The organism is Streptomyces sp. NBC_01214 (assembly GCF_026340975.1).
GTDB lineage: Bacteria > Actinomycetota > Actinomycetes > Streptomycetales > Streptomycetaceae > Streptomyces.
The window spans coordinates 1,326,485-1,346,919 of record NZ_JAPEOS010000001.1 but is presented as its reverse complement, the minus strand read 5'-3'; the positions used below and the strand labels follow the sequence as shown (position 1 = coordinate 1,346,919).

The 20,435-nt window shown below is 70.2% G+C and carries 22 protein-coding genes and 1 pseudogene; 8 read left to right on the top strand and 15 right to left on the bottom strand.

The features are described 5' to 3' along the window. Nucleotide 1: 1 nt before the first annotated feature. The 3 genes and pseudogenes from OG594_RS06385 to OG594_RS06375 form a co-directional block, all read right to left on the bottom strand. Nucleotides 2-382 (bottom strand): hypothetical protein, encoded by a 381-nt coding sequence (locus OG594_RS06385; RefSeq protein WP_266596020.1) that lies wholly within the window; start codon nt 380-382, stop codon nt 2-4. A 105-nt stretch (nt 383-487) separates the two neighbouring features. After that, nucleotides 488-1,213 carry a ribonuclease PH gene (gene rph, locus OG594_RS06380; protein WP_030009028.1) on the bottom strand — a complete coding sequence of 242 codons (726 nt, stop codon included), beginning with the start codon at nt 1,211-1,213 and terminating at the stop codon, nt 488-490. 105 nt (nt 1,214-1,318) lie between these two features. Continuing rightward, nucleotides 1,319-1,561: pseudogene (locus tag OG594_RS06375) on the bottom strand (glucose PTS transporter subunit EIIB); the annotation flags it as partial. Nucleotides 1,562-1,779: 218 nt separating this feature from the next. Between OG594_RS06375 and OG594_RS06370 the strand changes: the two are divergent. After that, complete coding sequence (locus OG594_RS06370; RefSeq protein WP_266596017.1) at nt 1,780-3,081, top strand: PTS transporter subunit EIIC; 1,302 nt, start codon at nt 1,780-1,782, stop codon at nt 3,079-3,081. A 312-nt stretch (nt 3,082-3,393) separates the two neighbouring features. Next, entirely contained in the window at nt 3,394-4,620 is a 1,227-nt protein-coding gene (locus OG594_RS06365; protein WP_266602671.1) for a PTS transporter subunit EIIC, read from the top strand. A gap of 74 nt (nt 4,621-4,694) precedes the next feature. Here the strand turns inward: OG594_RS06365 and OG594_RS06360 are convergent, their stop codons facing one another. After that, nucleotides 4,695-5,447, bottom strand: a complete 753-nt coding sequence (locus OG594_RS06360; RefSeq protein WP_266596015.1) for an MBL fold metallo-hydrolase — start codon at nt 5,445-5,447, stop codon at nt 4,695-4,697. Between the two features lie 195 nt (nt 5,448-5,642). Here OG594_RS06360 and OG594_RS06355 point away from each other — a divergent pair, with 195 nt between their 5' ends. Continuing rightward, nucleotides 5,643-6,062 (top strand): hypothetical protein, encoded by a 420-nt coding sequence (locus OG594_RS06355; RefSeq protein WP_266596013.1) that lies wholly within the window; start codon nt 5,643-5,645, stop codon nt 6,060-6,062. Then, nucleotides 6,059-6,448 carry a DUF488 domain-containing protein gene (locus tag OG594_RS06350; RefSeq protein ID WP_266596011.1) on the top strand — a complete coding sequence of 130 codons (390 nt, stop codon included), beginning with the start codon at nt 6,059-6,061 and terminating at the stop codon, nt 6,446-6,448. The genes OG594_RS06355 and OG594_RS06350 overlap by 4 nt, the downstream gene beginning before the upstream one ends. Nucleotides 6,449-6,655: 207 nt before the next feature. Here OG594_RS06350 and OG594_RS06345 read toward each other — a convergent pair whose 3' ends face one another. From OG594_RS06345 to clpS, 7 genes are all read right to left on the bottom strand, one after another. Then, entirely contained in the window at nt 6,656-7,606 is a 951-nt protein-coding gene (locus tag OG594_RS06345; protein WP_266596009.1) for a PLP-dependent cysteine synthase family protein, read from the bottom strand. Then, nucleotides 7,606-7,893, bottom strand: a complete 288-nt coding sequence (locus OG594_RS06340) for a MoaD/ThiS family protein (RefSeq protein ID WP_189973415.1) — start codon at nt 7,891-7,893, stop codon at nt 7,606-7,608. The genes OG594_RS06345 and OG594_RS06340 overlap by 1 nt, the downstream gene beginning before the upstream one ends. A 94-nt stretch (nt 7,894-7,987) precedes the next feature. Next, on the bottom strand, nt 7,988-8,095 hold the full coding sequence (locus OG594_RS47025) for a putative leader peptide (RefSeq protein ID WP_314252769.1): 108 nt from the start codon (nt 8,093-8,095) through the stop codon (nt 7,988-7,990). Between the two features lie 77 nt (nt 8,096-8,172). Then, nucleotides 8,173-8,595 carry a M67 family metallopeptidase gene (locus OG594_RS06335; RefSeq protein ID WP_266596005.1) on the bottom strand — a complete coding sequence of 141 codons (423 nt, stop codon included), beginning with the start codon at nt 8,593-8,595 and terminating at the stop codon, nt 8,173-8,175. 83 nt (nt 8,596-8,678) lie between these two features. Next, nucleotides 8,679-10,133 carry an amino acid permease gene (locus OG594_RS06330; protein ID WP_266596003.1) on the bottom strand — a complete coding sequence of 485 codons (1,455 nt, stop codon included), beginning with the start codon at nt 10,131-10,133 and terminating at the stop codon, nt 8,679-8,681. 318 nt (nt 10,134-10,451) lie between these two features. Then, nucleotides 10,452-11,054: a DUF2017 domain-containing protein gene (locus OG594_RS06325; RefSeq protein WP_266596001.1), complete on the bottom strand. Its 603-nt coding sequence runs from the start codon at nt 11,052-11,054 to the stop codon at nt 10,452-10,454. Further along, complete coding sequence (gene clpS / locus OG594_RS06320) at nt 11,054-11,368, bottom strand: ATP-dependent Clp protease adapter ClpS (RefSeq protein ID WP_030010601.1); 315 nt, start codon at nt 11,366-11,368, stop codon at nt 11,054-11,056. The genes OG594_RS06325 and clpS overlap by 1 nt, the downstream gene beginning before the upstream one ends. A gap of 108 nt (nt 11,369-11,476) precedes the next feature. Here clpS and OG594_RS06315 point away from each other — a divergent pair, with 108 nt between their 5' ends. Next, on the top strand, nt 11,477-12,805 hold the full coding sequence (locus tag OG594_RS06315; RefSeq protein ID WP_266595998.1) for a nicotinate phosphoribosyltransferase: 1,329 nt from the start codon (nt 11,477-11,479) through the stop codon (nt 12,803-12,805). A 165-nt stretch (nt 12,806-12,970) separates the two neighbouring features. Next, nucleotides 12,971-13,576: a nicotinamidase gene (locus OG594_RS06310; RefSeq protein ID WP_266595996.1), complete on the top strand. Its 606-nt coding sequence runs from the start codon at nt 12,971-12,973 to the stop codon at nt 13,574-13,576. Between the two features lie 18 nt (nt 13,577-13,594). Here the strand turns inward: OG594_RS06310 and OG594_RS06305 are convergent, their stop codons facing one another. Next, complete coding sequence (locus OG594_RS06305; RefSeq protein ID WP_266595994.1) at nt 13,595-13,906, bottom strand: hypothetical protein; 312 nt, start codon at nt 13,904-13,906, stop codon at nt 13,595-13,597. Between the two features lie 112 nt (nt 13,907-14,018). Beyond that, entirely contained in the window at nt 14,019-16,373 is a 2,355-nt protein-coding gene (locus OG594_RS06300) for an immune inhibitor A domain-containing protein (RefSeq protein ID WP_266602669.1), read from the bottom strand. A gap of 483 nt (nt 16,374-16,856) precedes the next feature. Here OG594_RS06300 and OG594_RS06295 point away from each other — a divergent pair, with 483 nt between their 5' ends. Further along, a complete protein-coding gene (locus OG594_RS06295) occupies nt 16,857-17,162 on the top strand; it encodes a hypothetical protein (protein ID WP_266595992.1) in 306 nt (101 codons plus the stop codon). A gap of 69 nt (nt 17,163-17,231) precedes the next feature. Here OG594_RS06295 and OG594_RS06290 read toward each other — a convergent pair whose 3' ends face one another. Further along, nucleotides 17,232-17,984: an RDD family protein gene (locus tag OG594_RS06290; protein WP_266595990.1), complete on the bottom strand. Its 753-nt coding sequence runs from the start codon at nt 17,982-17,984 to the stop codon at nt 17,232-17,234. A 112-nt stretch (nt 17,985-18,096) separates the two neighbouring features. Continuing rightward, a complete protein-coding gene (locus OG594_RS06285; protein WP_266595988.1) occupies nt 18,097-19,647 on the bottom strand; it encodes an RDD family protein in 1,551 nt (516 codons plus the stop codon). 257 nt (nt 19,648-19,904) lie between these two features. Between OG594_RS06285 and OG594_RS06280 the strand changes: the two genes are divergently transcribed. After that, complete coding sequence (locus OG594_RS06280) at nt 19,905-20,384, top strand: SsgA family sporulation/cell division regulator (RefSeq protein ID WP_266595986.1); 480 nt, start codon at nt 19,905-19,907, stop codon at nt 20,382-20,384. Nucleotides 20,385-20,435 lie beyond the last annotated feature (51 nt).

Sequence of the window (20,435 nt, the reverse complement as noted above, 5' to 3'; positions counted from 1 at the left end):
GTCAGCCCGGGGTGCAGACCTTGGAGAGCTCGCTCGCAGCGTCCGCGACCGGCTTGATGTCCGGGGCGGTGTTGCCGCTCTCGATCGAGGCGCGGACGTTCTTGACGGCCGTGTTCATCGAGTCGATGGCCTTGCCCAGGTCGGCGTTGTCCGTCTGGTCGCCGATCTTCTTCAGGTTCGACTCGATCTGGTTGAGCGCGTTCTGGGCGTCCTGGGGGCTGTTGCCCGCCTGGGAGACGGCCTGCTGGAGGTCGTTCGCGCCGTCGGTGATGGCCACGGCCGTGTTCGCGCAGTCCATGGCCGTGGAGATCGCGTCGCAGGCGGACAGGGCCGGGACGGTGAGTACGGCGGCCACGGCTACGGCCGCTATGCGGAGCTTCATGCGGTTCTCCCCCTGGGGGCTTGGACGCTACGAGGACGGGCGCACGGCTTCGAGACCGTGCGCCCGTATCTTCCTGGACGCCGGGACGGGCCCGGCGGTTGCCGCTTACAGTTCGAGCGCGCCCCGCTGGATGGCTTCCAGGTCCGCGCAGCCGCCGGCGGCGAGGTCGAGGAGGGCGTTCAGTTCCTTGCGGTCGAAGGGCTCGCCCTCGGCGGTGCCCTGGACTTCGACGAAGCGGCCGTCGCCGGTGCAGACCACGTTCATGTCGGTCTCGGCGCGCACGTCCTCCTCGTAGCAGAGGTCGAGGAGCGGGACGCCGTCGACGATGCCGACGCTGACGGCGGCGACGGTGCCGGTGAGCGGCTTGCGGCCGGCCTTGATGAACTTCTTCTTCTGGCCCCAGGCGACGGCGTCGGCCAGGGCGACGTAGGCGCCGGTGATGGCGGCGGTGCGGGTGCCGCCGTCGGCCTGGAGGACGTCGCAGTCCAGGACGATGGTGTTCTCGCCGAGGGCCTTGTAGTCGATGACGGCGCGCAGGGAGCGGCCGATCAGGCGGGAGATCTCGTGGGTGCGGCCGCCGATCTTGCCGCGGACGGATTCGCGGTCGCCGCGGGTGTTGGTGGAGCGGGGCAGCATCGAGTACTCGGAGGTGACCCAGCCTTCGCCGCTGCCCTTGCGCCAGCGCGGGACGCCTTCGGTGAAGGAGGCGGTGCAGAAGACCTTGGTGTCTCCGAAGGAGACGAGGACGGAGCCCTCGGCGTGCTTGCTCCATCCGCGTTCGATGGTGACCGGGCGGAGCTGTTCGGGCGTACGGCCGTCAATGCGAGACATGGCTCCGAGCCTAGTCCCTGCCCGCCCGGGCCCGTGCCGCTGTGCGAAGACCCCGTCCGGGGCTTCCGGGACGGGGTCTGCCGGGACCTGCCTAGCGGGTCCGGATCACATCATGTCTTCGATGTCGGCGGCGATCGGGTCGGCGTCGGTGCCGATGACGACCTGGATCGCGGTGCCCATCTTGACGACGCCGTGGGCGCCGGCGGCCTTGAGCGCGGCTTCGTCGACCAGGTCCGGGTTGATGACCTCGGTGCGCAGGCGGGTGATGCAGCCCTCGACCTCTTCGATGTTCTCGATGCCGCCGAGCCCGGCGACGATCTTCTCAGCCTTGGTGGCCATGTGTTTCTCCCTGAGTGTTTCGAAGAACGAGTCTCGGCGGCCAGTTCGTGGCTACCCACCGGCATGGTCCGCTTCGTCACGGTAACGCACGGTTGGCCCATCTATGCAGGCACATGACCGGCCTCTGCCGAATGATGACGATCAGCAGCAACCTGCCCACAACTGGTCTACACCAGTGTGCCGCAAGTGTTGCGGCAGCCAAAACGGGCCGGTCAGGGAGGACGCCGATGAGCGTGAGCAGCTCCAAAGCAGCGCCACAACCGAATTGGCGGAACAACCTGTTCCAGGGGCTGCAGAAGATGGGGCGGAGCCTTCAGCTCCCCATCGCCGTACTGCCCGCGGCGGGCATCCTGTTGCGGCTGGGGCAGCCGGACGTCTTCGGCGACGAGGGCCTGCAGTGGACGGACGTCGCCAAGGTGATGGCGGGCGCGGGCGGGGCGCTGCTCGACCCCGACCTCGGCCTGCCGCTGCTCTTCTGCATCGGTGTCGCCATCGGCATGGCGAAGAAGGCGGACGGTTCGACCGCGCTCGCGGCCACGGCGGGGTTCCTCGTCTACCGGGGGGTGCTGCACGCGTTCCAGAAGGCCTGCCCGGTGGGGACCAAGGACATCGGGGGCGGTTGCCTGGGGCCGAACGACACCTTCGTGGCGTACACCTACCAGAATCCCGGGGTCTTCGGCGGCATCATCATGGGGCTGCTGGCGGCCCATTTCTGGCAGCGGTACCACCGGGTGAAGTTGGTGGACTGGCTCGGCTTCTTCAACGGTCGGCGGCTGGTCCCGATCATCATGTCCTTCGTCGCGATCGCCTTCGCCGCGCTCTGCCTGTGGGTCTGGCCGCCGGTGGGGGACGCGCTGGAGAGCTTCTCCGACTGGCTGCGCGGGCTCGGCGCCTGGGGCGGCGGCATCTTCGGCGTCGCGAACCGCGCGTTGCTGGTGATCGGTCTGCACCAGTTCCTGAACGTGCCGGTCTGGTTCCAGTTCGGTTCGTACACGGCGGCGGACGGGAAGACGTACCACGGTGACATCAACATGTTCCTGCACGGCGACCCGACGGCGGGCCTGTTCCTGACCGGCTTCTTCCCGATCATGATGTTCGCGTTGCCGGCGGCGGCGCTGGCGATCACGCACTGCGCGAAGCCGCAGCGGCGCAAGGAGGTCGGGGGTCTGATGCTGTCGGTGGCGCTGACCTCGTTCGTCACCGGGATCACCGAGCCGCTGGAGTACTCCTTCCTCTTCGTCGCGCCGGTCCTGTACGCGGTGCACGCGGTGCTGACGGGCGTGTCCATGGCGGTGTCGTGGGGGCTGGGCGTCAAGGACGGCTTCAGCTTCTCGGCGGGCCTGATCGACTACGTCATCAACTGGAACCTGGCGACGAAGCCCTGGCTGATCGTTCCGATCGGCCTGTGCTTCGCGCTCGTCTACTACGTGGTGTTCCGCTTCGCGATCACGAAGTTCGACCTCGCGACGCCGGGCCGGGAGTCGGACGAGGAGATCGCGGCGATGGAGTCGGAGACCACCAAGGCCTGAGACCGGGTCCCGGCAGGGTTACCGAACGGTCCGTCAAGGGCCCCTGGATCACGATCCGGGGGCCCTTCGATATACCCCGGGGAGTGTGATCCAGGCCACAGGAAATCGAAGGTTCCTTATCTATCCCTCACCGTGTTACAACTGGTCTACACCACAATTGGTGTAGACCACGAGGGCCTGTCTGAGCCCGCGTACCCCCGTATCTGAGACGTCGCCGTCCCCCGTTTCCCTCTGGCGTCGCCTTGCCCACTGGAGGAAGTTGTGTCCACGGCTACCGCCCCCTCGGCGGAAAAGAAGAAGGGCGCTGGCGTGATGGCCGTCATGCAGCGCATCGGCCGGAGCCTCATGCTCCCCGTTGCCGTGCTGCCTGCCGGCGCGCTCCTGCTCCGCCTGGGCGCGGGTGACATGCTCGGCGACGCCGACGTCTTCCCCACGTTCGTCACCAAGATCGCCGGCTACATGGCCGCGGGTGGTGGCGCCATCCTCGAGAACATGGCGCTGCTGTTCGCCGTGGGCATCGCCATCGGCTTCGCCAAGAAGTCGGACGGCTCCACCGCGCTGGCCGCCGTGACCGGGTACCTGGTCTTCAAGAAGGTCCTCGCCACCTTCACCGACAGCAACCTGCCGCAGGTCGAGAAGGTCATCGACCACAAGGTCGCCCTGGTGGACGCCACGGTCGACGCGGGCGTCCTCGGCGGTGTCGTGATGGGCATCATCACGGCCCTGCTCTACCAGAAGTTCTACCGGACCAAGCTGCCGGACTGGGCGGGCTTCTTCGGCGGCCGCCGCCTCGTCCCGATCCTCTCCGCCCTCGCCGGTCTGCTCGCCGGTATCGTCTTCGGTCTCATTTGGCCGGTCCTCGGTACGGGTCTGCACAACTTCGGTGAGTGGCTCGTCGGTTCCGGTTCTGTCGGCGCGGGCATCTTCGGTGTCGCCAACCGTGCGCTCATCCCGATCGGCATGCACCACCTGCTGAACTCCTTCCCGTGGTTCCAGGCCGGCTCCTTCGACACCCCGACCGGCGCCGTCCACGGTGACATCGGCCGCTTCCTCGCCGGTGACCCGACCGCCGGACAGTTCATGACCGGCTTCTTCCCGATCATGATGTTCGCCCTCCCGGCGGCCTGCCTCGCGATCGTCCACTGCGCCCGCCCCGAGCGCCGCAAGGTCGTCGGCGGCATGATGCTCTCCCTCGCGCTCACCTCCTTCGTCACCGGTGTGACCGAGCCGATCGAGTTCACCTTCATGTTCATCGCCCCGGTGCTGTACGCGATCCACGCGGTGCTGACCGGTATCTCCCTGGCCCTGACCTGGGCCCTGGGCATGCGCGACGGCTTCGGCTTCTCGGCCGGCCTCGTCGACTTCCTGCTGAACCTGGGCATCGCGGAGAAGCCCTGGATGCTGGCGGGCGTCGGTCTCTGCTTCGCGGTGGTCTACTACGTCGTCTTCCGCTTCGCGATCCTCAAGTTCAACCTCCCCACCCCGGGCCGCGAGTCCGACGAGGAGCTCGCCGAGCTGCTGAAGGCCGAGGCCAAGTAAGCGGTTCCGTACGAACGAAGGAGCCCCCGCTCTCCCGGAAGGGAGGGCGGGGGCTCCTCGTCGTCGTGGGGCCGTCAGACCTCGTAGACCGCGCCCGAGTACGCCAGGTCGACCGGGCCGTCGTAGACCGCGCGGGCGTCGGCGAGGTTCTGGTCGGGGTCGGTCCACGGCGGGATGTGGGTGAGGACGAGCCGGCCCACGCCGCCGCCCGCCGCGTACTCGCCGGCCTCGCGGCCGTTCAGGTGGAGGCCCGGGATGTCCTCCTTGCCGTGCGTGAAGGAGGACTCGCACAGGAAGAGGTCGGTGCCGTCGGCGAGCAGGCCCAGCTCGGGGCAGGTGCCGGTGTCCCCGGAGTACGTGAGCGAGCGGCCGCCGTGCTCGATGCGGATGCCGTACGCCTCGACCGGGTGGGAGACCCGCTCGGTGCGGATCTGGAACGGGCCGATCTCGAAGGTCCCGGACTTCAGGGTGCGGAAGTCGAAGACCTCGCTCATCGAGCGCTCGTCGGGGACGTCGTCGTAGGCGGTGGTCAGGCGGCGCTCGGTGCCCTCGGGCCCGTACACGGGGATGGTGCCGCAGCGGCCGCCCTCGTGCCGGTAGTAGCGGGCGACGAAGTACGCGCACATGTCGATGCAGTGGTCGGCGTGCAGGTGGCTCAGGAAGATCGCGTCGAGGTCGTAGAGGCCGATGTGGCGCTGCAGCTCACCGAGGGCGCCGTTGCCCATGTCGAGGAGCAGCCGGAAGCCGTCGGCCTCGACGAGGTAGCTCGAACAGGCCGATTCCGCGGACGGGAACGACCCCGAGCAGCCGACGACGGTGAGCTTCATGGAGCGTGAACCTCCGAGGACGGTCCGTGGACGGAATGCGGGCCGTGCGTGCGTCGAGCGTAAGGCGCGAAACGTCCGGTCGCTCCTCCGCGGCAGGCCGTTGTGGGGGGAATCACCTGCGCTGTCACCCGGGGGAGCGACGGTGGGCACGGGCGTTGCCATGCCGGGGCGTTCCCGCGCGGCTACGGTCGAAGCATGGACACGTCCTGGTGGCCCGCGGTGGCCGCGGTGGTGGCCGTGGCGCTGCTGGTGCTGGTCGCCGGAGGCCGCTCCGGGCGGCCGCGCCGGACCCCGCCGGCGCACGGGGCCGGCCCGCCGCCGCACCCGAAGGCGGGTGAGCTGTGGTCCCTGGCGGACGGCCGTACCTGCCTGGTCCTCGCCGTGGGGTCGGTACGGGGCCACCGGGCGCGGGTCGCGTGGATCACCGGGAAGTACGACGACCGGCGGGCCGGGGTGATCCCGCTGCCCCCGGGGACGGTCGGGGCGCAGGGCCGGGCGAGTTTCCTGGAGGCGGACCGGCCGGCGGAGGTGTCGTTGTGGGAGTTCCGCACCCGGCTGGGGATGCTGGACCCTGCGGTGTGGGACGAGATCAAGGGGTTGGGAGGCGCGCGGTGACGCGGAAGCCGGTGATCCGCCTGCGGCGGGTGTACGACCCGCCGGAGCCGGCGGCGGACGGGCCGGGGGTCCCCCCGGACGAAGTCTGGGGGAGGGTCCTCGTGGACCGGCTCTGGCCGCGCGGCCTGGCGAAGGCGGTGGCCGGGGTGGACGAGTGGCCGAAGGCGGTGACGCCGTCGACGGAGCTGCGGAAGTGGTTCCACGACGGCGGTTCGGTGCAGGAGTTCCGGCAGCGGTACGAGGCGGAGCTGGCGGAGCCGGGGGCGGTGGCGGAACTGGCCCGGCTCCGTTCGCTGGCCGAGGCGGGCCCGCTCACCCTCCTGACCGCGGTCAAGGACCCGGGCTCCAGCCACGCGGCGATCCTGGCGGAGCGGCTCTCCGGCTAGCGGTGCGGGCAGTGCCGCTGCGCGGAGCCTCTCCCCGCCCCGCCCTTTCGCCGTTTCCCGGGCTCTGCCCGGACCCAGTCCTCAAACGCCGGACGGGCTGGAATACCAGCCCCGCCGGCGTTTGAGGCGCGGGGGTTCGGGGGCGGAGCCCCCGCGACGGCGCCGCACCCGGTACCCGTGGGCGACCCCGCAGGGGCGCGGCAGGGGCTACGCCCAGAGTTGGCCCTGGAGGACCTCGATGGCTTCCTCGGTGGTCGCAGCCGTGTAGACGCCCGTCGACAGGTACTTCCAGCCGCCGTCGGCCACGACGAAGACGATGTCCGCCGGTTCGCCCGCGGCCACCGCCTTGCGGCCGACGCCGATCGCCGCGTGCAGGGCGGCTCCCGTGGAGACGCCGGCGAAGATCCCCTCCAGCTGGAGGAGCTCCCGGGTGCGGGTCACGGCGTCCGCGGAGCCCACCGAGAAGCGGGTGGTGAGCACGGAGGCGTCGTAGAGCTCCGGGACGAAGCCCTCGTCCAGGTTGCGCAGCCCGTAGACCAGGTCGTCGTAGCGCGGCTCGGCCGCGACGATCTTGATGCCGGGCACGTTCTCGCGCAGGTAGCGACCGACGCCCATGAGGGTGCCGGTGGTGCCCAGGCCCGCCACGAAGTGGGTGATGGAGGGGAGGTCCCTGAGGATCTCCGGGCCCGTGGTGGCGTAGTGGGCTCCCGCGTTGTCCGGGTTTCCGTACTGGTAGAGCATGACCCAGTCGGGGTGCTCGGCGGCCAGTTCCTTGGCCACCCGGACCGCGGTGTTCGAGCCGCCGGCGGCCGGCGACGAGATGATCTCGGCTCCCCACATGGCCAGCAGGTCACGCCGCTCCTGGCTGGTGTTCTCCGGCATCACGCACACGATGCGGTAGCCCTTGAGCTTGGCCGCCATCGCCAGCGAGATGCCGGTGTTGCCCGAGGTGGGCTCCAGGATGGTGCAGCCGGGGTACAGCCGGCCGTCCTTCTCGGCCTGCTCGACCATGTGGAGCGCGGGGCGGTCCTTGATCGAGCCGGTCGGGTTGCGGTCCTCCAGCTTCGCCCAGATGCGGACGTCGTCCGAGGGCGAGAGCCGGGGCAGCCGGACGAGCGGCGTGTTGCCGACCGCGGCCAGCGGGGAGTCGTAGCGCATTACTTCGATCCGCCGGCCACGGCCGGGAGGATGGTGACGCTGTCGCCGTCCTTGAGGGCGGTGGAGATGCCGTCGAGGAAGCGGACGTCCTCGTCGTTGAGGTAGACGTTGACGAAGCGGCGCAGCTGGCCGCCGGCCGCCTGGTCGATGAGTCGCTCTCGAATGCCCTTGTGGCGGGTCTCGAGGTCGGCGAAGAGGTCGGCGAGGGTCGCGCCCTCACCGGAGACGGCCTTCTCGCCTTCGGTGTAGGTGCGGAGGATGGTGGGGATGCGGACCTCGATGGCCATGGCTGTCAGTCTCCAGTCGTCTGGGAGTGCGTGAGAAGCGTGGGAAGGTGCGGCGCGCGGTTCGTCGGCCCCCCGCGCGGAAGGGCTCTGGTGCTCAGAGCGCAGGACAGATGGCGCTGGCGAGGCGGCACAGGTCGACGTGCAGCCGCGCCACGAGCAGCAGCCTGCCGGGCGTCTCGATGCTCACGTCGTGGGAAACCATGCGGTCATGTTAACGATTCCCGGTCCCCCGTTTGGAGTGTGATCCCGCATCATGGACGCCAACCGCTCACATACTGGTCAGTAGGCGTCGACGACCTGCACTTCTTCCTCAGTGATCACTCCGTCGACGATCCGGTACGAGCGGAACTGGAACTCCCCGAGGCCGTCCTCGTCCGCCGTCGAGACGAGCACGTAGTGCGCGCCGGGCTCGTTCGCGTACGTGACGTCGGTGCGCGAGGGGTAGGCCTCGGTCGCGGTGTGCGAGTGGTAGACGATCACCGGCTCCTCGTCGCGGTCGTCCAGATCGCGGTAGAGCTTCAGCAGGTCCTTCGAATCGAACTCGTAGAACGTGGGCGAGCGGGCCGCGTTGAGCATCGGGACGAACCGCTCGGGGCGGTCGGTGCCCGCCGGGCCGGCCACGACACCGCACGCCTCGTCGGGGTGGTCCTGGCGGGCGTGCTCGACGATCTGGTCGTACAGGGCCTGGGTGAGGGTCAGCATGAGCGACAGGATAAGCAGACGGGCCCCCGCGTACCGAGGAGCGGTACGCGGGGGCCCGGATGCTGGACAGGGAGTCCGTGGCGTCAGACGTCCACGCTCAGCGAGACCTTCACGGAGGTGTCGCCGCCCTGGCCGCGGCGCTGGGAGAACAGGTAGGCCAGACCCAGGATCAGGCCCCACAGCGGGGCGCAGTACAGCGAGACGCGGGCGTCCTTGTCGGCGCCCATCATCACGATGACCATGCCGATGAAGAGCAGCGCGAACCAGCTCGTGTACGGGGCGCCGGGGGCGCGGAACGCGGACTGCGGGAGCTCGCCGCGGTCGGCCTTGGCCCGGTAGCGGATCTGGCAGACCAGGATCATGATCCAGGCCCACATGCCGGAGATGGTGGCGAAGGAGACGACGTAGTCGAAGGCCTTGCCCGGGGCGACGTAGTTGATCCAGACGCCCACCAGCATCAGCGCGGCGGAGAAGGTGGTGCCGATGAGCGGGGTGCCGCTCTTGGTGAGCTTGGTGAAGATCTTCGGGCCCTGGCCGTTGAGCGCCAGGTCGCGCAGCATGCGGCCGGTGGAGTACATGCCGGAGTTGCAGGAGGACAGGGCGGCGGTCAGCACGACGAAGTTGACGATCGCGGCGCCGATGCCCAGGCCCATGCGCTCGAAGGCGGCGACGAAGGGCGAGACGCCCGGCTGGAAGTGCGTCCACGGGACGACCGACAGGATCATGATGAGCGCGCCGACGTAGAAGACGGCGATGCGCCACGGCACGGTGTTGATGGCCTTGGGCAGGGTCTTCTCGGGGTCCTTGGACTCGCCGGCGGTGACGCCGACGAGCTCGACCGCGAGGAAGGCGAACATCACGATCTGCAGGGTCATCAGCGTGCCGCCGATGCCCTTGGGGAAGAAGCCGCCGTCGTTCCACAGGTTGGAGACGGTGGCGGTGTCGGCCGCGTCGGAGAAGCCGATGGTGAGGATGCCGGCGCAGATCAGGATCATGCCGACGATGGCGGTGACCTTGACCATGGAGAACCAGAACTCCAGCTCACCGAAGAGCTTCACGGAGATCAGGTTGGCGGCGTAGAGGATGACCGTGAAGATCAGCGCGTAGGCCCACTGCGGGAAGCTGTCGTGGGTCCAGTACGACATGTACTGTGCGGCCGCGGTGACCTCGGTGATGCCGGTGACCACCCAGAACAGCCAGTAGGTCCAGCCGGTGACGTACCCCCAGAACGGGCCCAGGAACTCGCGGGCGTAGTCCGAGAAGGAACCGGAGACGGGCCGGTACATGAGCAGCTCGCCCAGGGCCCGCATGATGAAGAAGATGACCAGGCCGGCGATGGCGTACGCCAGGATCAGGCTCGGGCCCGCCTTGGAGATCGCCTTGCCCGCGCCCAGGAACAGGCCGGTGCCGATGGCCCCGCCGATCGCGATCATCTGGATCTGACGGGCGCCGAGCGTGCGGTGGTAACCCTCGCCGCCCTCGCCCTGTCCGCCCTCGCCGGGCGTCTTGTCGTGCTGCTCGACCTGCACTGAGGTCATGTCTGGTGCGCCTTTCTCCACGCCGACCCGCGCCTTCGTTGGCTGCGGATCGGGTCCTCGATCCCCCCGGATACGGATGGAGTTGCACGCCGGCGGTCAGCCGGTCAAAGCGAGCCGGGGGACATGGGTGGCGTCCCGTCGGCGATCGTGAAGATTTATCACGTGCTTACGGCTGCCCGACGGGGAGAAATGTGGCGGAGGGCATCAAAAAATCACCCCAAAGCCCCGGAAATGGATCAGATCACCGCATGGCGGTGATCTGATCGTTATCCGGATTTGAGCGTCCGCTGAGCGAACGATGTTCCCCTTTGAGGTTTCTCAGAGGGTTTCGATCAAGGTTTCCTGGAGGCCGCCGAGCCAGAGGTAGGCCATCACCATCGGCTTGCGCGGGTCCTCGTCCGGCAGCCGGAACAGCACCGCGCTCTCGTCGTCCTCGGTGATCTCGAGGCGGGCCGCGATGGTCAGGCGCAGGTCGTTGAGCGCGCCCAGCCAGCGCAGCGGCAACTCGCCGGACAGCTCCAGCACCGCCGCGCCGTCGCCGGCCGGGGTGAGCCCGTCCAGGCTGCGCACGACCGCCAGCGCGTCCTCGCGCTTGCGGGCGCGCAGGTCGTTCTCGGTGAAGCGGCGGAACTCCGCGGCGCGGGCCGCGAGCTCCTCGGGGTCCACGCCCTTGTCGCCGGCCCCGTCGGGGGCCCCGTACGCGTCGGGGAAGAGCCGGGCCAGCGCCGGGTCGGACGGGGGCTCGGAGGGGCCCTCGGCGAACAGCGCGGCGAGCGGGTCGGCGTCCTCGGCGGGCTCCGGCGCACCGGGGCCGATCAGTTCCAGCAGCTGGACGGCCAGGGAGCGCAGGATCGAGATCTCGATCTCGTCGAGCGCGATGGCGGCGCCGCCGCCCTTCAGGGACTCAAAGGTGCCGCCCATCAGTTGCGGTCCTGCGAGAGGGTCGCCCACAGGCCGTAGCCGTGCATGGCCTGCACGTCGCGCTCCATTTCCTCGCGGGTGCCGCTCGAAACGACCGCCCGCCCCTTGTGATGGACGTCGAGCATCAACTTGTGCGCCACGTCCTTCGAGTAGCCGAAGTACGCCTGGAACACGTACGCCACGTAGCTCATGAGGTTGACCGGGTCGTTGTGCACCAGGGTCACCCAGGGGACGTCGGGTTCGGGGACCGCAAAGGTCTCTTCGGCGGATTCGGTGCGTTCGATCTCAACAGGAGCAACACTCACTCGTCCCATGCTGCCACCTCGACCGCACCACCGCCCAAACAGGGGCCGAACGGCCCGGTCGAGCAATCGCCGCCTACATCTCGTCACTTTGACGAAATGTGCGCTAGCATCCCAGCCATGAACCCTGCGGACCTGGGCCTGCCGGTGGACGTGCCGTCGACAGCGCTCTTCACGGACCATTACGAGCTCACGATGCTGCAGGCCGCGCTGGCCAACGGCACCGCCGACCGACGCTCGGTCTTCGAGGTGTTCACCCGGCGACTGCCCGAGGGGCGCCGCTACGGGGTGATCGCCGGAACCGGGCGGGTGCTGGACGCGGTGGAGAACTTCCGCTTCGACGGCGCGGTACTGGAATTCCTGCGCGAGCGGGCCGTCGTCGACATGCGGACCCTGGACTGGCTGGCCTCGTACCGCTTCTCCGGCGACATCTGGGGCTACCCGGAGGGGGAGGTCTACTTCCCCGGTTCCCCCGTCCTGCGGGTGGAGGGCAGCTTCGCCGAGTGCGTGCTGCTGGAGACCGTGATCCTGTCGATCCTGAACCACGACTCGGCGATCGCCGCGGCCGCTTCCCGGATGTCCTCGGCGGCGGGCGGACGCCCGCTGATCGAGATGGGCGCCCGGCGCACGCACGAGCTGGCGGCCGTCGCCGCGTCGCGGGCCGCGTACGTGGGCGGCTTCACCTCGACCTCGGACCTGGCGGCCGGATTCCGGTACGGCATCCCGACGGTCGGCACGAGCGCGCACGCCTTCACCCTGGTCCACGACAGCGAGCGGGACGCCTTCACGGCCCAGGTGGACTCGCTGGGACGGGGCACCACCCTGCTGGTGGACACGTACGACGTGGCCGAGGCCGTCCGCACCGCCGTCGAGGTGGCGGGCACCGACCTGGGCGCGGTCCGGATCGACTCCGGGGACCTGCTGCTGGTGGCGCACCGGGTGCGGCAGCAGCTGGACGAGCTCGGCGCGACCTCGACGAAGATCGTGGTCACGTCGGACCTCGACGAGTACGCCATCGCCTCCCTGGCGGCGGCTCCGGTGGACACGTACGGCGTGGGCACCCAGCTGGTGACCGGCAGCGGGCACCCGACGTGCTCCATGGTCTACAAGCTGGTGGCGCGGGCCACCTCGGCGGACCCGAAGGCGGCGCTGGCCCCGGTGGCCAAGAAGTCCACGGGAGGCAAGACCTCCATCGGCGGCCGCAAGTGGGCGGCCCGCCGCCGGGACGCCGAGGGCGTCGCGGAGGCGGAGGTGATCGGCGTGGGCCCGGTGCCGGCGGCCCTGGCCGACCACCAGCTCCTGACCCAGCTGGTCAAGGCCGGCGAGGTGATCGCCCGCGAGCCGCTGGAGGCCGCGCGGGACCGCCACCGCGCGGCCCGCGCGGGGCTCCCGCTCTCGGCGACGCAGCTCTCGCGCGGCGAGGCCGTGATCCCCACCGAGTACGTCTGACCCTGCGGGCCGGCTGCCGGGGCTGGAAGACCGGCGCTCCGCCGCGGGCGCGGAGCGCCGTAGGGGTCCGGGGCGGAGCCCCAGTTTCGGGTAGGGGCGGGGTGGGGGAAGAGCCCCCGCAGGGCCCCGCCGCCGCACAGAGACATCGAGCCGAAGGACAACGTCATGCACCGCGCACTGATCGTCGTTGACGTACAGAACGACTTCTGCGAGGGCGGCAGCCTCGCGGTCACCGGCGGAGCCGACGTCGCCGCCGCCGTCACCGAGTACATCGGCCAGGCCACGCCCGCCTACCGGCACGTCGTCGCCACCCGCGACCACCACGTCGACCCGGGGTCGCACTTCGCGCACCCGCCGGCCGAGCCGAACTACGAGACCTCCTGGCCCGTCCACTGCGTCGCCGGGACCGAGGGCGTGGGCTTCCACCCGAACTTCGCCCCCGCCGTGGCCTCGGGAGCCGTCTCCGCCGTCTTCGACAAGGGCGCGTACGAGGCCGCGTACAGCGGTTTCGAGGGCGCCGACGAGAACGGGACGACGCTCGGCCAGTGGCTGCGGGACCGGAACGTCACCGAGGTCGACGTGGTCGGGATCGCCACCGACCACTGCGTGAAGGCCACCGCCCTCGACGCCTCCCGCGCCGGCTTCACCGCCCGCGTCCTGCTGGACCTGACCGCCGCCGTGGCCCCGCACACGACCGCACGGGCCCTGGACGAGCTCCGTGCGGCCGGTGTGACCCTGGTGGGCGGTCAGGCCGACCGGGGCACTGCCTAGCCGGCTCCTAACCGGCTCCTAGCCGGCTTGGGTGCCCAGCAGGGCCCGGATGGGGTGCCAGAGCTCCTGCGCCCGGTCCGGGGCGGCGCGCCACAGCAGGCCGTCCGGATGGTGCAGGACGGCCGTGACCTCGTCCGGGGTCGGCGGGTGCGCGTTGCCTCGCAGGTACACCGCCCGCATTCCGAGGTTCCGCAGCCTGGTCAGGGCGCGGGCCCGGTTCGCGGCGTGCACCAGCACGCGGACATTTCCACCTTCTCCGGACGGCCTCGGCAGCATGAGCGCAACCACCACACTGCCGCCCGGCAATCTCACGAAACCTCCGCCTGGCATGGCTGTCATCTCCCCCGTCAATAAGACACTCGTACCGGGCATCTAAACGCGATCGGCCGCCGCCCGCTAGAGGGCGACGGCCGATCATGCTTTGACCTGCGGTTTTACCGAGTTACTTCGAGGAGGGGCCGACCTCGATGGTCATGACCTCACCGTCGTAGGTCTCCTTCAGGATCTTGATCTTGGTGTTGGTGTCAGTGACCTTCACCGATCCGGTCGGGTTCTCGTCGTAGTAGTACTTGCCCTTGTGGTCGTCGAAGACGAGGTTCGCGGGCTTCGGCTTCAGGAACAGCGACTCGCCGTTCTTGTGCAGGGTGATCGCATCCGTCGAGTACGCGCTGAAGGTGGCGTCGTACGGCTGGATCTTGTTGCGGAGCAGGGTGCCGTCCGCCCACTTCATGGGCTTGGCGTTGGCGTCGATCGGCAGGATCAGGCCCTGGCCCGGGTGGACGCTGGTGTTGTTGTCCTTCTGGCTGGTGTCCCACTGCCAGATGAGCAGACCGTCCTGGTACGGGTAGTGCTCGACCCAGTCCGGCTTGGTGTTGCCGAAGCCGAAGTTGTACGGGCCCACCTTGAGGGTGGAGTCGTACGAGACGTAGCGGCGGTTCTCGGCGATGTAGCGCTGCGCGTACTCCTTGGAGAAGTCGGCGCCGATGCGCGAGAAGCCCTTGCCGGTCCAGCCGTTGTCGCCGTTCTCGGCGCCGTCGGTGAACAGCGCGGAGCCGTCCGCGGTCAGGGAGATGGCGTCGGCCGTGAAGCCCTTGCCGCCCGCGCCGCCGTCCGTCTGGTAGCGGAAGCGGAGGTCGACCTTCTTGCCCGCGTAGGCGTCGAGCGGGAAGTTCAGGTTCTTCCAGGCACCCGAGACACCGGTGAGCGACGGGCTGCCGGAGGCGTCGACCGGGAGGGCCGTGCCGTCGGCGGTGCCGGCGAGCGCGGTCCAGGTGGCGCCGCCGTCCGTGGACACCTCGGTGTAGAGGTAGTCGTAGTCGGCCTCGATGTCCCACCAGCCCTTGAGGGACAGGGCGGCGGACTTCTTGCCCGTCAGGTCGACCGAGCGGGTCAGGGTGTTCTTGAGGTCGTCACCCATGTTGCTCCACCACTGGGTGGAGCCCTCGGCCGGCTTGACGACCTCGGTCTTGACCTGCTTCTTCGGCAGCTCGACGACGAGCGCCTGCTTGTCCTTGGTGTTGAACGCCGACACGCCCAGCTTGTGGGTGGACTTCGTCGCGGCCTTGGCCGTGTCGTAGTTCAGCCAGCCCAGCTGGAGCTTGTCCCAGGCGGTCATGTCGCCCGGGGTGTCGCCGATGGAGTCCTTGCCCTTGCCGAGCCAGGAACCGGCCGACATCAGGGACCAGAAACCGACGCTGTTGTCGCCGCCACCGGTGGTGTCGTAGAGGTCCGGCAGACCGAGGTCGTGACCGTACTCGTGCGCGAAGACGCCGAGGCCGCCGTTCTCGGGCTGCATCGTGTAGTCGCCGACCCAGATGCCGGTGTTGCCGATCTGGGTGCCGCCGGCCTTGTTGTTGTCCGGGCCGGTCTTGCCCGCCGCGGTGCCGTAGGCGTACCAGCGGTGCGCCCACAGTGCGGTCGTGCCCTGAACGCCGCCACCGGCCGACTCGTCCTCGCCCGCGTGGACGATCTGGAAGTGGTCGATGTAGCCGTCGGGCTCGTTGAAGTTGCCGTCGTTGTCGAAGTCGTAGCGGTCCCACTGGTCGTACTGGGACAGCTGCGCCTTGATCTGCGCGTCGGTCTTGCCGGCCTTCTTCTGGGCCTCCGACCATGCGGTGACGCCGTCCTTGACGGTGTCCCACACGTTGGCGCAGTTGGTCTGGCCACAGTAGTTGGAGCCGTAACGGCCCTCGTTGTACGGGACCTTGACCCAGTCGGCGACCTCGCCCTCGACCGAGTAACGACCCGAAGAGGTCTTCTCGTAGTAGGTCTTCAGCGACTCCTTGCCCTGACCCGTGGCGAAGTACAGGTCCTGGAAGTACTGACGGCTGAAGTCCTTGCGCCAGGCCGTGCTGTTGTCCTTGGCACGGTCCGGCTGGGCGATCTGGTTGTGCAGCGGACCGGGGGTACCGCCGTACTTGGGGACCTCGGGCTTGGGGCCCGGGCCGTCCGGGTCGAACATGGTGGTGTTGTCGACCTGGTCGCCGAACTCGACGAGGATCGTGAAGATCTTGTCGGTCTTCTCGCGGCCGAGCTCGACGTACTTCTTGTCGTCCAGCTTGACGACCTTGGAAGCGCCGCGCTGCTCGACGCCCTTCTTGCCGGTCAGGACCTGGTCCAGGGCGGCCGCGCGCTGCTTGGCCTGCTGGTCGCTGAAGGGGCCCTTGAGGTCGTGCTCGACGACCTTGGAAGGCGACGTCGGGTCCTGCCGGTCGGCCGCCGGGGCGGCCGGAGCCTTGCCCTCGGCCTGAGCCGCGGTGACGGTGAAGAAGGTGGCGCTTGTCGCACAAGCGGCCATGGTCACGGTGACGGCGGCAGCGCGTATCGCACGCCGTCTGGCGGAATTGCTGGTCACTTGATGTGTTCCCCTCCCGCGGCCGCAACGTTGGTCGGAACTTCTCCATAGGAGCGGGGGGTTCCGCGCGGCGCGCGTCTCAAGTGACGACATTTGACCGGAGGGAAGCAAGAAAAGACAGACCTTGACTTGACCCTTACAACTGCACTATGCGGTCAGGGAGTTCCGCTATCCGGACGTTCCACAGCCATACGGGGCGAAGGGTCCTTCCCGCCCCTGCGAGTGGTCCGTCCCGTCCCCCTTTCTCCCCCCAACCTCCCCCCGCCGTCGCCCGGAAAATGATCCCGTGCGCCCCCCGTGCTACGGCACCGTGTGTTAGGTCACGCATACCGGCGGTCCGACTCGGGCATCTCCCGTCATAGAGTCACTTGACGCGCGAACTGGTTGAGCCGACTCCCTCTCCCCTCACCGAGGACGGATATCGCCATGCCGCGTCCGACTGCCGCACAGCTCGCGTACGGGTCCGCCACGGTCGTCGTGTCGACGATCGCCATGCTGCTGCTCTCGCAGACGAGCACCGGGCTCGGCGTCGCGGTCATCTCCGCCGCCGCGCTCGCCCTGGGTCTGCTCGTCGCGCTCACCGTGCCCATCCCGCGGCGCCGTGGCCGCCACGCGGCGCGTACGGGGTCCTCCGCGGCCGCCGGGGCCCCCGCGGCCCAGGAGGGCGCGACAGGGGCCGCCCGGGCGTCCGAGCCCCGGCCGGCGACGGCCGAATACCCCGTACACCACTGACGGTTGACGGCGCGCACGGCGCGGGCGGCCGTCCCGGAGGACGGCCGCCCGCGTCGCGGTGCGTCATGTCTAGCTGGTGGCCTGGACCACCACGGTCTTGGCGACCTTGTCGTGCAGGCCCTGCTTGTACGGCTTGTCGACCAGGATCGAGACGACCAGCGCGATCGGCCACAGGCAGGCGCAGCAGATCAGGGTCGGCAGCCAGAGCACGGCGGCGCGCGTCAGGGAGGCGTTGGAGTTCGGCACGCTCCCGTCGTTGAGCATCGCGACGCGCAGTCCCATCGCCTTCTTGCCGACCGTCTGGCCGTTCTTCTTGGTGAACCACCAGTCGTAGCCGACGTACGCGATGATCGAGATCAGGGTCATGATCAGGCCGCTGCCGCTGTAGGACTTGCTGAAGACATCGCCGATGTCCTCGCCCTGGTCGGTGTCGTACCGGTAGCGGTTCGCGCCGAACGCCCACTGGATGAGGGCCAGCGGGATGGCGATGATCACGACGTCGATGATGCGCGCGAGGAGCCGCTTGCCGAAGTCGGCGAGCGGGGGCATCCCGGCGAGCGGATCGGGCATGCCGTAGCCGCCGCTCCCGCCGTACGGGTCCCCACCGCCGCCGTACGGGGGCGGCGGGGGCGGGTATCCGCCGCCCCCGGGCGGGCCGCCGGGCGGGCCCCCGGGCGGGCCTCCGGGCGGGGGCGGCGGACCGCCGCTGCCGGGGGGCGGCGAGTCGTACGGCGAACCGCCCGACGGAGGCGTCGGTTCCTGGGGCTTCTTGAGGAACGGGTCGTCCTCGGGCGGCTGGCCCGGCGGCTGGTCGGTACTCATGGCCCGAGTCGAACCCGGCTCCGACACCCCCGCAACGGGACCGCGTCCATTCGGGGGGGAGGGGCGGCGCCCGGCCCGGTCCGGGGCGCCCTCCCGGGCCGTCCCGGCGCGCTCAGCGGGCCACGTACGTGCTGGCCGCCTTATCGTGCCAGGCCTGGCGGCGGGGGCGGTCCACGAGGCACCAGAGGCTGCCCGGGAGGCCGAGGAAGGCGTACACCAGCCAGCGACGCAGGGCCGCGCCGAAGGTGGGCGGGCGCAGGGTGGCCGTGGCCAGGACCCGGACGCCCAGCAGCTTCTTGCCCGGGGTGCGGCCCCAACGGGCGGTGGGCAGCACCTCGTAGAGGATCCCGAAGAGGAGGACGGCGCCGAGGACCAGGCCCAGGAGGCCGGTGATGGTCCCGTCGAGGAGCCAGACGGTGGTGGTGCGGCCGCTCACCCGGGCGGCGTTCACCTTGGCGTCGACGTGGGCGGTGGCCTCGGGGAGGAGGGGCCGGGCCACGGCCACCGCAACGGCGGCGTACACGAGGGAGTCCAGCGCGCGGGCCACGGCCCGGCGCGGCAACCCGGCGGGGCGCACGGCCCGCTCGGCCATCCGCTCGAACACCTCCCGCGGCGTACGGGCCGCCGCGGGGCGGGAGCCGGAGCCACCGGTGCGGTCCGCGTCGGGCCCGTGCGGCTCCCGGCCCTGCGGCTGCGGCTGCGGCTGAACTTGGACCTGGACCTGCACCTGGACCTGCGCCCGGGCCTCTGCCCGGGCCTCTGCCCGGGCCTCTGCCCGGGCCTCCGCCGGGGCGGGCGCCTCGGGCCGCGCCGTGATCTTCGGACGCACTCCGGCGGGGCGCGGCGCCCACACCTCGGGCCGGTCGGCGGACGGGGCGGCGGGCGGGGCAGGGGTGGCGGGGCGGGGCCGCGGGGGTGCGGGAGCCGCGGTGGGTGCGGGAGTGGGCGCGGGTGCCGGTGCGTCGACGACCGCCTCGGGCCAGGAGGAGGTGAGTCCGGACCCGCCCGGCCCGCCGGCCCCCGGGGCTTCGGGCCACTCCGGAGCCGGGGCCGGAGCCGGAGTCGGAGCCGGAGCCGGGGCCGGGGCGGCCGGGGAACGCACCGACAGGATCCCTGCTGTGGCCTGCTCGGCGGGTCTCGCGGGCGCCGTACGGGCCAGGGAGATGCCCGCCGACCGCGGGGACGGTTCGGGTTCCGGTTCGGGTTCCGGTTCGGGCCGCGGAACGGACTCCGCAGCTGGTTCCGGATCCGGCGCGCTCCCCCACGACACCCGGTGGTCGCGGGGCCCGCCGAAGCCGGCCTGGTGCACGGGATCGGCCTGCCACACCACGGGCTCCGGAGCGAGGGCATGCACGGGGGCGGGGGCCGGCTCCGGCAGCGCCTCGGTCATGGAGGTCTCGTCGAGGAACACCGGTCCCGTCTCGTCCGCGCGCAGGGGGTGCCCGCCGCGGACGGCGGGTACGACGGGTGCGGCGGGCGTGGCCACGGGGGCGGGCGCGGCGACGGGGGCGGCCTGCGCGGCAGGTGCCGGCTGCGGGGCAGGGCGGCTCGTACCGGGAACCCATGCCGCTCCGTTCCAGTAGCGGATGTACCCCGGGATGGACGGATCCGGGTAGTAGCCCTCGCGGGCCGCGTGCTCGCCGTCACCAGGGGAGGCCGTCATGTCCCCAACTCCGATCGTGGCTTGAGGCTTGTGCAAGGGAGGACCATAGCCAAGAACCGCCCCCCGACAGGTCCGGTAACGGGAGAATCCAAGCAAACGAGCGAACGTCACCCTGCACGACGGTTTTCGGTCAGTCGAAAGAAATCGGCCATTCTCCGGTTCGCTGCCCGAAGTCGCGTCATACCTGGGCACACTGCCGCTCTCTCCGGGTGCGGGGCTCCGTCCGGCCCCGCGCACCGAATCGAAGTGAGGCCGTCATGCACCACCCCGTCATCGAGCGCGAGCTGGAACTGAAGCTGGTCCTGTCCCCCGAGCGCAGCATCCCCGTCCCCGCCCGGCTCCTCTACCTGACGCACGACCCGTACGCCGTCCACATCACCTTCCACACCGGTTCGAACACCCCCGTCAACTGGACGTTCGCCCGCGAGCTGCTCGTCGAGGGGGTCTTCCGCCCCTGCGGCAACGGCGACGTCCGGATCTGGCCCACGAAGGTCGACAACAAGGCCGTGCTCTGCATGGCGCTCACCTCCCCCGACGGCGACGCCCTCCTGGAGGCCCCGGCGGGCTCCGTGTCGGCCTGGCTGGAGCGCACGTTGCGCGTCGTTCCGCCCGGCACCGAGACCGAGCGACTCGGCCTGGACGACGCGCTGGTCGAGCTGCTCGCCCCGACCCCGGCGGACGACCTGTGGCTGCGCGACCCGTGGCCGTCGGACGAGTCGGCGGACGGAGACCTGTGATGCCGGGCGACCGCACGCCCGCCGGGCCCGGCCGCCCCTCCCGCCGCCGCC